This is a genomic window from Pseudoalteromonas sp. HL-AS1, assembly GCF_031198785.1.
Taxonomy (GTDB): domain Bacteria; phylum Pseudomonadota; class Gammaproteobacteria; order Enterobacterales; family Alteromonadaceae; genus Pseudoalteromonas; species Pseudoalteromonas distincta.
In genome coordinates, this window is record NZ_CP133570.1 from 657,116 (window position 1) to 670,930 (window position 13,815).

Annotated in this window: 12 protein-coding genes; 10 read left to right on the top strand and 2 right to left on the bottom strand. The window is 38.8% G+C overall.

What is annotated here, in order from left to right:
- Nucleotides 1–50 precede the first annotated feature (50 nt).
- The 3 genes from astA to RB214_RS19800 are packed head-to-tail and all read left to right on the top strand — an operon-like array spanning nucleotide 51 to nucleotide 3,398.
- Nucleotides 51–1,085 (top strand): arginine N-succinyltransferase, encoded by a 1,035-nt coding sequence (gene astA, locus RB214_RS19790; RefSeq protein ID WP_309169223.1) that lies wholly within the window; start codon nucleotides 51–53, stop codon nucleotides 1,083–1,085.
- Nucleotides 1,086–1,092: 7 nt separating this feature from the next.
- Nucleotides 1,093–2,559, top strand: coding sequence for a succinylglutamate-semialdehyde dehydrogenase (gene astD / locus RB214_RS19795; RefSeq protein ID WP_309169224.1), 1,467 nt, complete (start codon nucleotides 1,093–1,095; stop codon nucleotides 2,557–2,559).
- A 35-nt stretch (nucleotides 2,560–2,594) separates the two neighbouring features.
- Nucleotides 2,595–3,398, top strand: coding sequence for a DUF1338 domain-containing protein (locus RB214_RS19800; RefSeq protein ID WP_309169225.1), 804 nt, complete (start codon nucleotides 2,595–2,597; stop codon nucleotides 3,396–3,398).
- Between the two features lie 71 nt (nucleotides 3,399–3,469).
- Here RB214_RS19800 and RB214_RS19805 read toward each other — a convergent pair whose 3' ends face one another.
- Nucleotides 3,470–4,750, bottom strand: a complete 1,281-nt coding sequence (locus tag RB214_RS19805; RefSeq protein WP_002958615.1) for a flavohemoglobin expression-modulating QEGLA motif protein — start codon at nucleotides 4,748–4,750, stop codon at nucleotides 3,470–3,472.
- 146 nt (nucleotides 4,751–4,896) lie between these two features.
- On the opposite strand from RB214_RS19805, the gene RB214_RS19810 reads away from it, so the two are divergent.
- From RB214_RS19810 to RB214_RS19840, 7 genes are all read left to right on the top strand, one after another.
- Nucleotides 4,897–5,154, top strand: coding sequence for a DUF3081 domain-containing protein (locus RB214_RS19810; RefSeq protein WP_002958616.1), 258 nt, complete (start codon nucleotides 4,897–4,899; stop codon nucleotides 5,152–5,154).
- On the top strand, nucleotides 5,154–5,459 hold the full coding sequence (locus tag RB214_RS19815; RefSeq protein ID WP_002958617.1) for a hypothetical protein: 306 nt from the start codon (nucleotides 5,154–5,156) through the stop codon (nucleotides 5,457–5,459). The genes RB214_RS19810 and RB214_RS19815 overlap by 1 nt, the downstream gene beginning before the upstream one ends.
- A 409-nt stretch (nucleotides 5,460–5,868) precedes the next feature.
- Entirely contained in the window at nucleotides 5,869–6,444 is a 576-nt protein-coding gene (gene betI / locus RB214_RS19820; RefSeq protein ID WP_002958618.1) for a transcriptional regulator BetI, read from the top strand.
- A gap of 1 nt (nucleotide 6,445) precedes the next feature.
- Nucleotides 6,446–7,909, top strand: a complete 1,464-nt coding sequence (gene betB, locus RB214_RS19825; protein ID WP_002958619.1) for a betaine-aldehyde dehydrogenase — start codon at nucleotides 6,446–6,448, stop codon at nucleotides 7,907–7,909.
- An 11-nt stretch (nucleotides 7,910–7,920) separates the two neighbouring features.
- Nucleotides 7,921–9,588: a choline dehydrogenase gene (gene betA / locus RB214_RS19830; protein ID WP_002958620.1), complete on the top strand. Its 1,668-nt coding sequence runs from the start codon at nucleotides 7,921–7,923 to the stop codon at nucleotides 9,586–9,588.
- Between the two features lie 158 nt (nucleotides 9,589–9,746).
- A complete protein-coding gene (locus RB214_RS19835) occupies nucleotides 9,747–10,964 on the top strand; it encodes a BCCT family transporter (RefSeq protein ID WP_188162324.1) in 1,218 nt (405 codons plus the stop codon).
- A gap of 9 nt (nucleotides 10,965–10,973) precedes the next feature.
- The gene (locus RB214_RS19840) at nucleotides 10,974–11,675 is read left to right on the top strand and encodes a TorF family putative porin (protein WP_294116441.1); all 702 of its coding nucleotides are present in this window, start codon (nucleotides 10,974–10,976) and stop codon (nucleotides 11,673–11,675) included.
- A 76-nt stretch (nucleotides 11,676–11,751) separates the two neighbouring features.
- On the opposite strand, the gene RB214_RS19845 is transcribed toward RB214_RS19840, so the two are convergent.
- Nucleotides 11,752–13,506 carry a bifunctional diguanylate cyclase/phosphodiesterase gene (locus RB214_RS19845; protein ID WP_002958623.1) on the bottom strand — a complete coding sequence of 585 codons (1,755 nt, stop codon included), beginning with the start codon at nucleotides 13,504–13,506 and terminating at the stop codon, nucleotides 11,752–11,754.
- Nucleotides 13,507–13,815: the final 309 nt, after the last annotated feature.

The following is a 13,815-nucleotide window of genomic DNA, read 5'->3' on the forward strand; positions in this document are numbered from 1 at the left end:
TATAGTTTAAATTAGCACGCCTACTGGCGTGCTATTGGAGCAAGCAATAAATGCAAGTATTACGTCCTATTACTGCCAATGATTTTGACGCGCTTAAACAAATAGCGATTGAATCCGGTCATGGGTTTACCTCTTTACCTGTGGACGATACACAGCTTAAAGAAAAAATTGATCGTGCTGAAAAAAGCTTTGCCAAAAACATTAACCAGCCACTTGATGAAAGCTATTTATTTGTTTTAGAAGACAGTGAAACAGGTGACGTTATTGGCACAACCGCTATAGAAGCCGCGGTAGGTTTATCGGTGCCTTTATATCATTATCATTTGGGTAAAACAGTACACCACTCGCCTACTTTAAATGTATATAACACCGTTGATATTTTAAGCATGTGTAACGACTACACTGGTTGCTCAGAAATATGTACATTATTTTTGCGCGAAAATAGCCGTAAAGGCCTAACGGGTCGATTTTTATCTCGTTCACGCTTTTTGTTTATGGCTCAGCACAGCGAGCGTTTTGCCGATACTGTTATCGCAGAAATGCGCGGTGTTAGCGACGAAGACGGTCATTCTCCTTTTTGGCAATGGCTGCAAGAGCATTTTTTTAGTATCGAATTTCCAGAAGCGGATCACTTAGTTGGCTTAGGCGATAAGGTATTTATTAGCGAGTTAATGCCTAAATACCCTATTTATGTGAACTTGCTTAGCAAAAAGGCCCAAGCAGTTATTGGGCATGTGCATGAAAAAACAAAACCTGCGCTAAAATTATTAGAAAAAGAAGGTTTTGAGCACAGAGGCTACGTTGACTTATTTGATGCAGGCCCAACAGTTGAAGCAAAGCTTGGTAATATTCGCAGCATTCGCGACTCTCAAGTTTGCCCTATTACTATTGGTGAGCTTGATCACATATCACAAAATAGCTCTGATACGCTGGCTGTATGTAATCAAGGCGTAAGTGGCTTTAGAGCAACATTTACCAAAGACGCACATTACAATCATGCAAAACATACCCTCGTCATTAGCCAAGATGTAGCTAAGGCGCTTAATTTAAGCCAAGGAGATGCAGCGCGATTTTTCCGCCTGTAAATAATTTATGAATACACACCTAATTAATAATCAGTGGCATGTGGGACTTGGTCCAGCATTTGAGTCAATCAATCCAAGTAATGGCGATGTAGTATGGCAAGGTAATGGCGCAAACGCTGTTCAAGTAGGTTCTGCTATAAAAGCAGCCAGAGCTGCGCAATTACAATGGGCAGACAAACCGCTTGAAGAGCGTATCGCCATTTTAGAAAACTTCGCAGCACAATTAAAAGAACACAGCGAAGAATTTGCTACTATTATTGCACGCGAAACGGGTAAGCCATTATGGGAAACCCGCACCGAAGTGGGCGCAATGACAGGCAAAGTAGCTATATCTGTAAAAGCGTACCATGAGCGTACTGGTACAACCGAAAACCCAATGCCCGGTGCTAAAGCATTTATTAGACACAAACCGCATGGCGTTGTGGCTATTTTTGGCCCGTATAACTTTCCGGGGCATTTACCAAACGGGCATATTGTTCCTGCAATTTTAGCCGGTAATACTGTTGTATTTAAGCCATCAGAATTGACGCCGCACGTTGCAGAATTTACCCTCTCACTTTGGTTAAAAGCAGGTTTGCCAGCGGGTGTTATCAACCTTGTGCAAGGTGAAATTGAAACAGGTAAAGCACTTGCATCTCATAAAGATATAGATGGCTTGTTTTTTACCGGTAGTTCAAACACAGGTCACTTATTACATAAACAGTTTGCAGGACACCCTGGCAAAATTTTAGCACTTGAAATGGGCGGCAATAATCCTCTTATTGTAAAAGATGTGAGCGATATAAGCGCCGCTGTACACGATATTATTCAATCAGGCTTTATTACCTCAGGTCAACGTTGTACGTGTGCACGTCGCTTATTTATTGAAAAGTCGCTCAATGGCGATGCTATTTTAGAAAAGCTAATAAGCGCAACTAAAAAAATAGTTGTAGACGACAGCTTTGCTACAGAGCAGCCTTTTATGGGTGCAATGATAAGCGAAAAAGCAGCACTGGGTATGGTTGCTGCGCAAAGTGAATTAGTGTCAAAAGGCGCGCAAATCCTTGTTGAACTTAAGCAATTAAAACCAGCCACAGGTTTTGTAAGCCCGGGCATTATTGATGTAACAAGCATTACCGACATGCCAGATGAAGAGCATTTTGGACCGCTAATTAAAGTGTATCGTTACACCGACTTTGACAGCGCAATCATTGAAGCTAACAACACAAGCTTTGGTTTATCTGCAGGTTTACTTAGCGACAGTGAAGATGACTACACTCACTTTTTAAAGCGCATTCGTGCCGGTATTGTTAACTGGAACCGCCCTATTACAGGTGCCTCTAGTGCAGCTCCATTTGGCGGCATTGGCGCCAGTGGAAATCACAGAGCAAGTGCATATTACGCCGCCGATTATTGCGCATACCCTGTAGCATCTGTGGAGTCAGATAAAGTGAGCTTACCGCAAACCCTAGCGCCGGGCTTAGTAATTGAATAAGCAATAAAACCAAATTTTAGATTTAAGGACTTAACATGCATACTGATGTAAATACATTATTTGAGAACCTTTGGGAAAACTATTTAAACGTAACTCCATCGGCAGATAAAATTCATGACCTTTTAGGTTCAACGCAAAAAGATGACATCATTAACGATCATATTGCGCTGCGTACATTTAATATAGAAAAAGTGAGTCTTGAAAAGCTCGCCGCTCACTTTTTAGCAATTGGTTACAAAGAATGTGGTGAGTACCACTTTGAAGCTAAAAAACTTTACGCAAAACACTATGAGCATAGCGATCCTAATCAGCCAAAAGTATTTATCTCTGAACTATTAGTAGAAAAATGCTCGCCAGAGTTACAAGCCATCGTGACAGATATGGTAAGTCAAATTGACGAAAGTGCAGTTACAGCAGACAACTTTTTATATTCAGGCACGCATTGGCAAGTAAGCACCGATACTTACAAACAACTGCTAGCTGAAAGCGAATATGCAGCGTGGATGTCGGCGTGGGGTTACCGTGCCAATCACTTTACCGTAAATATTAATATGCTTGCTAAGTTTGATAACATTCATGATGTTAACCAAGCCCTAAAAGACGCCGGCTTTTCGCTTAATACGTCAGGCGGCGAAGTTAAAGGCTCACCAGAGGTGTTACTAGAGCAATCGTCAACACTTGCTGATGAATACTCTGTTACCTTTAGTGACGGTGATATGAGCATTCCTAGCTGCTTTTATGAGTTTGCTATTCGTTACCCTAAAGCAGACGGCGAGCTTTATACTGGTTTTGTTGCAGCCTCAGCTGACAAAATATTTGAAAGCACTAACGCGCGATAATTACATTTAAAGTACTTTAATTTAAAAGCCCGTTACGGGCTTTTTTTATGTTGGTAAGTTATATTGATTGATTATAAAAATAACGGTTTATAATCGTTTTCTAACTTTTCAAACGACAAGTCACCAATAAAACGTCCGAAGCTCAACCAAGTTGCCAAACCGCGTAAGTCTTTAAAGTGTGGTGGCACAAATTGTGGGCTCTCTATTACGCCTAAATCATGAAGCTGCGATATTAATCTAAAATCATCTATCGATATTTTACCTACCAGTAATAAAGGAAGTCTATCTATTCGACCAAGCTGTATTGCAACGCGTATTAAGTTATAAACCAGTACAAAGCCTTTAATGTAGGCAATATCTTTTGTAAAAGGCAAGCCTGTTGGCGTACTGCCTCTAAATACACGCTGCGCAAGTGTGTAGCTGTCATCTTTTGATAAACCTTGCGCTACGTAATCACGGTAAATGTCTACAAACTCAGCGCCATCTATTACCTTTGTAACGGCTTGAATACGATTCACTAATTTAGATAAACGCCTTGGGGTTGATTTTAAAGTAATAATTTCGGTTAGTACCGCTAAACCTTCTTGGGTAATAGTGGAGCTTGGCGTACCTTTACTCAAACACGTTAAATAAGGCTGAGCTAAACCATTTTGAGTGGTACCTACGTGTATCCACCCTTCGTGAACTTCTAAAATATCAAGTTCACGCTGAGAAAACTTAACATCTTGATTAAGCTTTATATTATTAGCACCTGCGGCTGCATCACTAACAATACCATCGCTAAGCATTACCTCTACATTTATACCTGCCATACTAGCGGTTACTTGCTCAGACAAAATACGCACTGCATCAACAGCATCAATATTTTTAGGGTCGTCAGGCAGTATGTCGGCTATAAGTAAATTTTGCAGCGGTTTATCTAGCATATTAGCTAGCTCAGAAAGTGAGGGCTCACCGGCATGAAATAAATCTTTAGGGTGACCAAATAACTCCACCGATAAGTCATGAAACTCTGGTGTGCCACGATACTCAAGCATACTTAATACTGTTTTATACTCTGTGCACATTTTTCCCATGTATTGAGCTATGGGATTTAACTGCCCCAATTGGTTAATAATGTTACGGTGCAAAGTAGAAAACGCTTGGCGTAACTCGCTAGGTACAAAACCAAGATCGCGCTGTTGATAGTATGCACGATCGATCAGTGGATTTTTTTGACATTTTTGTCTAAAAAACTCCTCTTTAGTTTGTTTATCCCAATTAATAGCATCGAGTATCCTAATAGGCGTTTGCAATGCAATTAATTGATCCGATAACTCACGAGTTTTTAGTAGTAACGCCTTGTCTATCATGGTGTAAGCTCAACAATAAATGAATTTTGAGCATAATTTAAAAAGGCCAAATTACAAAGCAATATCACATTTTTTTAGCTATTGTTTTTAAGATGATCGACCCTCATATCTATATCGTATTAGCTTTTTAATAAAAGGTATAAAACATGAAAAACGAAATCGACAATAAACAGATTTTAGCCGTATATGAACGCATAATTCAAAAAGGTGAAATGACTGATGAAGGCAAACATTATCAGGGAGTTACTGCATATTCAGACGTAGACGGTTACACCGTATATCTACAAGGTAGCGGTGTAGAACTGCGCTTTGGTTTTCATAATACTTACCACCTTGACTACGAACATGAAAAGCATAAAGACGACTTTTTGAAAAAATTATATAACATTGCAAACGAGAGCTAATGCACCCACGAAAACTAAGACACCGCCCGACCAGTAAGCTCAATACTACTTTTATTAATCAAGTAGTAGAAGAGCTTAAAGCTAATCCAAGTAAAGTCTCTATTATTCAAGACAACCTAGAACAATACCGTTCTCAAACTCATTTAAAGCGTGGTTTTTTACTGGCTATAGAGCGCTTTGATTGGGTTTTTGAAGCAAGCAAAGATATTGATTTCATTTGCCAGCAAATTTTAGCTGATGACTACATTGGCAATAGACTAAGACGTTACCCCCTACTTTTTAAAGGCGTTATTAATAATGCCTGACCTTTCAATACCAAGCGCTTTAAAACGATAAAACCACAAAGTTTACTCTCCATATAAATTTATTAGAGCACTAAGCAATTGCAGGTTTAGTGCACTTTTGTATCAAAATAATACTATTAGTACTCTAACTATTATTGTTCTAATGGTTTTTTGACATTTTATTCATTTATTGCTGTAAACAAATCATTACTATTATTAAATTTAAAATTCAAATTCTCAAGCCACTGTTTTAAATGAAATTAAACAAATAAAAACCACATCTTCTTTGTCCTATTAACTGCTCTTTTATTAATGATTAATCTACATTTTGGCATCTAGGTATTTACTTCAGCCTTGAATTGTTAGAGCTATTACCTTAAGCTTATGTTTATTGAACGTTCAATTAATAAAAATTATGCCTAAAGTCGGAATGGAACCTGTCAGACGTCAGCAGCTAATTGACGCAACTATAGAGTCAGTTGCTACTAAGGGACTACAAGGCACAACAATAAACAGCATTAGTAAAAATGCAGGTTTATCGTCAGGCATCATTAGTCATTATTTTAATGGTAAGCAGGGGTTAATTGAAGCCACGGTTAGGTACTTACTAACAAGCTTAAAGCAAGGCTTAATAAGTAAAGTAAATCATCAAACCACTGCCATTGAGCGCTTAATGTTTATTATCGAAGCCAACTTTGCGCTTGTACAACAGCGTAATGATACAACCCGAACGTGGTTAAGTTTTTGGGCGCAATCGATGCATGATGAAGAATTACACAGACTACAAAACGTAAACAGTAAACGCTTGCAAAGTAATTTAGCATTTTCTTTTAAGCAATTAATGCCTATTGAGCAAGCAAATCAAGCTGCAGAACTTAGCGCCGCAATGATCGATGGCCTATGGTTAAGAGCAGTACTGAGTAAATCAGACAATAATCAGTTTAAACACAGTGAAAAGTTAGCAAAAAGCTATGTACTTTCACTTATCAAGCAATATGGAGCCTAGCGTGACTACACCTGTCTATCAAAATTTTATTAACGGCCATTTTCTTGCAAACCAGAGCGGCAAAACATTTGATGTAACAAACCCAGCAACGGGTGAGGTTATTTACGCAGTAGAAATTGCCGACGAATTTATTCAAAACGCAGCCATTGCCAGTGCAAAGCAAGGTTTTGCACAGTGGTCAGCAATGACACCTATTGAACGTAGTCGTATTTTATTAAAAGCAGTGGCTATTTTACGCGAGCGCAATGATGAGCTGGCACTTGTAGAAGTACTCGACACCGGTAAACCAATGCAAGAAGCAAATTGTGTTGATATTGAAACCGGCGCTGATGTAATTGAATACTTTGCAGGCCTTGCGCCAGCACAAGTAGGCCAACAACAAATGGTTGGTGATGACTTTTACTACACACGTAAAGAGCCATTAGGTATTTGTGCGGGTATTGGTGCATGGAACTACCCACTACAAATTGCATGTTGGAAGTCGGGCCCTGCCCTTGCAGCTGGTAATGCATTTATATTTAAACCATCTGAAGAAACACCACTTGGCGCAATTAAACTTGCAGAAGTATTTGTTGAAGCTGGCGTACCTGCAGGTGTGTTTAATGTTGTTCAAGGCGCGGGCGATGTAGGCCAGTGGCTAACGCAGCATAGCGATATTGATAAAGTATCGTTTACGGGTGAAGTAGGCACAGGTAAAAAAGTAGTAGCGAGTGCTGCCGGTACGTTAAAAGATGTCACGATGGAACTTGGTGGTAAATCTCCACTATTAGTATTTGATGATGCTAACATAGAGCAAGCGGTTAGCGCTGCTATGTTAGGTAACTTTTATACGCAAGGCGAAATTTGTACTAACTGTACACGTATTTACGTTCATAAAAATGTATATCAGCAGTTTATTGATGAGCTTAAAGCGCGCACTGAGAAAAACATTATTGCTGGCGACCCACAAGATTTAAATACAAACTTTGGCGCACTTATCTCTAAAAAGCACCAAGAACTAGTGATGAGCTACGTTAATAAAGGCATCGAAGAAGGTGCAACGCTATTAACTGGTGGTACAACACTTTCACCTGAATCTGCACCTAATGGCTATTTTGTAGCACCGACTGTGTTCATTGATTGCAACGACGATATGACAATCGTTAAAGAAGAAATATTTGGCCCTGTAATGAGCGTGCTTGTTTTTGACGACGAAGACGATGTTATTGCACGCGCTAACGCAACCCACCTAGGCTTGGCCGCAGGCGTATTTACTAGCGATATTAAACGTGCGCACCGCGTTATTCATAAGTTACAAGCTGGTATTTGTTGGATTAATGCATACGGTAACTCACCTGCTGAAATGCCAGTTGGCGGTTATAAACAATCGGGCATTGGCCGTGAAAATGGTATACAAACTCTTGATCAATACACGCAAACTAAGTCTATTTATGTTGGTATGGCCGACATAGAAAGCCCATTTTAAGGCGCCTTACTATGAGTAATCATTACGACTATATTATTGTTGGCGCGGGTTCGGCGGGCTGTGTTTTAGCAAACCGCTTATCTGAAGATTCAAGTAACCGCGTGTTACTGCTTGAAACTGGCGGTAGTGATAAAAGTATTTTTATAAAAATGCCAACCGCGTTATCTATTCCTATGAATAGTGACAAATACGCATGGCAGTTTCATACGCAGCCTGAGCCTCATTTAGATAACCGTGAAATGCATTGTCCTCGAGGCAAAGTATTAGGCGGCTCGTCATCTATCAACGGCATGGTATACGTACGTGGCCACGCAAAAGATTTTGACGAATGGCAGCAACACGGTGCAAACGGCTGGGATTACCAATCGTGTTTACCGTATTTTCAAAAAGCAGAAAGCTTTTATCTTGGTGAAAATACTTACCGTGGTGGCAAAGGCCCGCTTGGCGTTAATAACGGCAACGAAATGAAAAACCCGCTTTACCGCACCTTTATCAAAGCAGGTGTACAAGCCGGTTACGCGTCTACAGATGATTATAATGCATCGCAGCAAGAGGGTTTTGGCCCAATGCACATGACCGTAAAAGACGGCGTGCGCAGCTCTGCTTCGCGTGAGTATTTAGACCCTGTTAAATCGCGTAGTAATTTAACGATTATTACAGGTGCACTAGCACAGCGCGTGATTTTAGATGGTAAAAAAGCCACAGGCATTGAATACAAAGTAAATGGCGACGTTAAAACTGCACATGCTGCAAAAGACGTTATATTAAGTGCAGGCCCTATCGGCTCTCCACATATTTTACAACTCTCTGGTATTGGTGATACTCAAGCGCTTGAAAAAGCAGGCGTTGAAGTACAGCATCATCTACCAGGTGTAGGTCAAAACTTACAAGATCATCTTGAGTTTTACTTTCAATACAAGTGTAAGCAACCTATCACGCTTAACGGCAAACTAGGCATTGTTTCAAAAGGGTTGATTGGTGCGCGCTGGTTATTAACGCGTTCGGGTTTAGGTGCAACGAATCATTTTGAATCGTGTGCGTTTATTCGCTCAAAACCAGGTGTTGAATGGCCAGATATTCAATATCACTTTTTACCAGCGGCTATGCGTTACGATGGTAGAAGTGCATTTGCAGGTCATGGTTTTCAGGTACATGTGGGTCATAACAAACCAAAAAGTCGCGGTAGTGTCACTATTGCTTCTGCGAACCCTGAGCAACCACCAACCATTTTATTTAATTACCTTGAACACCAAGACGATATTGAAGGCTTTAGAGCGTGCGTTCGCTTAACACGCGACATAATCGAACAAAGTGCCTTTGATGAATACCGCGATGAAGAAATTCAACCAGGTAAACATATTCAAACAGATGAAGAAATAGATGCCTTTGTACGCCAAGCCGTAGAAAGTGCCTACCACCCTTCTTGCTCATGCAAAATGGGTGAAGATGATATGGCCGTTGTTAATTCAAATACGCAAGTACATGGTATTGAAGGACTACGTGTTGTTGACTCATCTATATTCCCAACAGTTCCTAACGGAAACTTGAATGCGCCTACTATTATGGTTGCCGAAAAAGCAGCTGACATAATTTTAGGTAAAGAACCATTACAGAAATCGGATGTGAATGTTGCCATAACAACAAACTGGCAAGAAACACAACGTAGTACGGAGATCTAACTTTAGCCACATGCTTAGGTTTAGTCTCGTCGGGCTAAACCAATGCGTGCCTTGCAGTGGCACACGATGTAAATAGGTTACGTTGTGTTAATGCGAGAATAAAACAATAAAATACGGAGTGCTTATGAATTATTTTTATTCATTACTGGAGGGTAACAATGACTATTTGGCTTAATGCAGGCATCATTTTTACCTTACTTGCTATTATCACTATTTTAATTAAATGGGGTAATGTTCGCGTAGTAGGTGTAACACCAGTTCGAACCTTTACCTTTATAGCAATACTATTTACTTCAGGCCTTGATGTTGGCCTTATTATGTTTCCTTTAACTGAGTTTGCAGGTTATGCAGACATAAAAGCAAGCCCAGAATACGCGTTTGCAAATCCACTGGCTATTGAGTTTGGCTACTGGGGATTTTTGATCTGGGGATTTTACTTTCTTACGTGCTTTTATTTCTGTGTAATAGAACCTAAAGTGAAATTTTTCGAAATTCCTTGGGTTAAATTTATCAATAACGTTGTAATTATTGGTACATGTGCATTTACCGCTTATTTGCTGCTTACAAACCTACCGTGGTATTTACCCGAACTAGGTGATGGAACAAGTATAGTTTCTGAATTTTACTTAATTGTGTTTGCTGCTATCTGTTTTGCTGTGTACTCAAGTACTGATATTAAATATGTACGTATTTTAAGTATTTCTACTACGTGGTTATTCTTAGCTTTAATCGCCTTTATGTGGACTGGCGCATTTGTGATAGGTGATAGTCAAATGTCAGCATTTACAGATAACTTAGGTTCTATTGGTACTTACTTTGCAAACATTAATGAATTTGTTTTACCGCTTAATGATTACCATGAGTTTTACTTATTCTGGTGGTTTGCTTGGAGCATAATGATTGGTCAATTTACATCACGCTTTGTTGGTGGACTTAAAACATACCAAGTATTAGGTGCAATGTTGATTTTCCCTTCTATTCCTATTGCGATTTGGTTTAGCGTACTTTATCACTACCATGAAGCGGGCATCCCAACTCAAGGTATTAAAAACTTCGCTATGGTATTTGTAGGTATTGTATTTGTAATTAACTCACTTGATTCGTTAGTGCGTTTATATACAGATAACCTAAACTTTACCGTAAAGCGTTTTGGCAAAATGAAATACATAATCGGAAATGTTGTTGCTCTATCATTACTTACACTATTGTTTAAATTAGAATTTTTACAAATTCAGTGGGTAGGCGCATTAGTTATCGGCTTGTTCTTTATCTGTGCAGCATTTATTGGTTACAGTAAATTTAAAACAGTAACGAATATAGATAGCTCACCAAAAGCAAACGCAATTGACTACACAAAAATAGACACAGTACACTAGGGATTAATAATGAATAACAAACTAAAACAACTTGTAGTAGCACTACCATTTGCACTTTTATCAACAACAGCAGCAGCTAATTGGTCAACAACAATCACTGCAGCGTCTGACTACACTTTTAATGGTGTAACACAGACCGATAGCGACCCTGCAATTCAAGGCAGCTTAGATTATGCCTTTGATAGTGGTGTTTACGCTGGTGTTTGGGCTTCAAACGTAGATTTTGGTGACGACACTGATTTTGAGCTTGATGCTTACTTAGGTAAATATGTACAACTTGATGAGCAATTTAGCGTTGATTATGGTATCGCTTATTACACTTATCAAGGTAATAACAGTGACGGTAACTACGCTGAAGCTTACACTAAGTTTGGTTATGCAAGTGAATACGGCCAAACTGAGCTTAACTTTTGGTATAGCTGGGATTACTTTGGAACAGGTGCGGGTCATGTAATTTCAATGGTTGCTCACACTTATGAACTAGCTCCAAATCACGCACTACGTGCAAGTTTTGATATTTCAAACTCACTTGATGGTGAAAAGTGGGCTTGGGATACAAACCAGAAAAAATCGTACAAGCACTACCGCCTAGCTTATCAAACAAGCTACGAAGGTTTTGGTATTGAAGTGGCTGCTGAAAACACTAGCTTAGATTACGATTATGCTGATGAGCGTATTGTACTTGCTGTTTCACGCACATTTGATCTTTAATACATTTACTGATTAAACAAAAAATGCCACTCTATTTAGAGTGGCATTTTTATTTGTAAAATAACTAACTAACTAACTAACTAACAATATCCCACGCACTTGTACCCGATGCAGAAAGATTGCTGGTGTTATTACGTAATACTTTATTGCCTACATTAACTGATGACTCAGGACGGCTCACTAAATAACCCTGAACTGAACTCACACCCATTTTTTTAACAAGCTCAAACTGCCCTATTTCTTCAACGCCTTCAGCTACAATTTTAAGGCCCAGCTTTTGCCCAAGCTCACTAATTGTATTTAATATATCGTTATATTTTTGGCTTTTATTGGCTTGAGCTATAAACGAGCGATCAATTTTAATAACATCAATTGGTAAATCCGCTAATGTACTCAACGAGCTAAAACCTGTACCAAAGTCATCAATTGCAATAGTGATGCCTTCTTCTCTTAATCTACTTAGCTCTTTGATTATTCTAGGACTGGCTTGAATAAATGTTGATTCGGTAATTTCTAGCATTAAAGACGTCGCCGGTAAGCCGGTTTTTTTTAGCTTCTTCATTATCCAATCATAAATATCACGGTGCTTTAACTGAATGCCCGAAACGTTAACAGATATTTTTACTTTGCGCATACCTGCATTATGCCATGCAGCCATTTGCCGACACGATTCAAGCATAATCCAATCGCCAAGCTCTAAAATTAAATTCGACTCTTCTGCTATTGGAATAAATTCTGAAGGTGGGATCATACCCTCAACAGGGTGGTCCCAGCGTGTAAGCGCTTCAAAATAATCAATCATACAATCTTCAACATCTACAATTGGTTGAAAAAATAAGTAAAAATCTTTACACGCGAGCGCTAAACGCAATTCTTCGAGTAAATAATGGTAGCGGCGCATTTTGTTACCCATTTCTGGCGAGTAAACTTTAAATATTCCTTTACCATCACTCTTAGCTCTGTACATAGCAACATCAGCTAATTGTAAAAGTGCTTGTGGGGTTGACGCGCTTTCTGGGTAAGCTGCAATACCAATACTGGCACTAATTTTTACTATTTTATTGCCAAGCACAAAGTCTTTTTCAAGCTCACTTAGCACGTGTTTTGCAATTTCAACAACTCTGTCGCTATCATCAAGTAATTCTATAAATATGGAGAATTCATCTCCACCTAATCTTGATAAGTTTTGCTCTAATTGATTAGCGCTATTAATATTACTTAACTTATGGTGACGTAAAACATTTGCAAGTCGACTGGCCACTTGAACTAATATTTCATCACCAAAACTGTGGCCAAACGAATCATTTACTTGTTTAAAGCCATCCAAGTCGATAAATAGAAGCGCACACTTGAGATCTTCCTGATTAGCATGATTTATTTGTCTGTCTATGTGTTCAATATATGCATGGCGGTCAATTAACAGCGTCAGTTTGTCTTGACAAATACTTGTTTGAGTTTGTTTTACATAATTAACTACGTGTGAATTTAAGCTATTTATAGATTGGCTTAAGCTGCTTACACCTAATGGGTTCTCTGCCGGTTTAACTTGTAAATTAAATGCAGTAAGTAAGCTATTGGCTTGGTGATTGAGCTCCGCTATTTGATTTTTATAATGACGTTTTCTACGTTCTCTACGTAAGTAAATACCTGAGCCAAATATCAATATACATAAAAATAAAAAGTTCATGGGTGATGAGAGCGTCATCATGATTAACTTATTAGAATCAGCGGCTACAAATTGGGTATCAGTGGTTTTGATAAGTAAAAAATCAGCTGTTGGCTGCTCAATTATATAATGGCCATTTAAAATGGGATTATACCAAGGAGCCATATCAAGGGAGGTATTCGTGATCTCGAAACTTCGTATATCAATATTGGTGTGAAATAGATTTATACGGTTAATCTGATTGGTTAACTCTATATTTATACAGAAACAAAATAGAATTATGATTAGGAAAATAAAACCGAGCGGCTTAAGTTTACTCATAAAAAAAATCCATCTATTTTACTTCTCCTATCAAACCTATTGCCAAAAGCGGATTATATCGCTTGCATTTAGTACTACGCAAGCATTGATATAATCCTAAGCCATTAGAATAACAAAAAATTGTAACGATAATGGATTAACTAACTATATCTA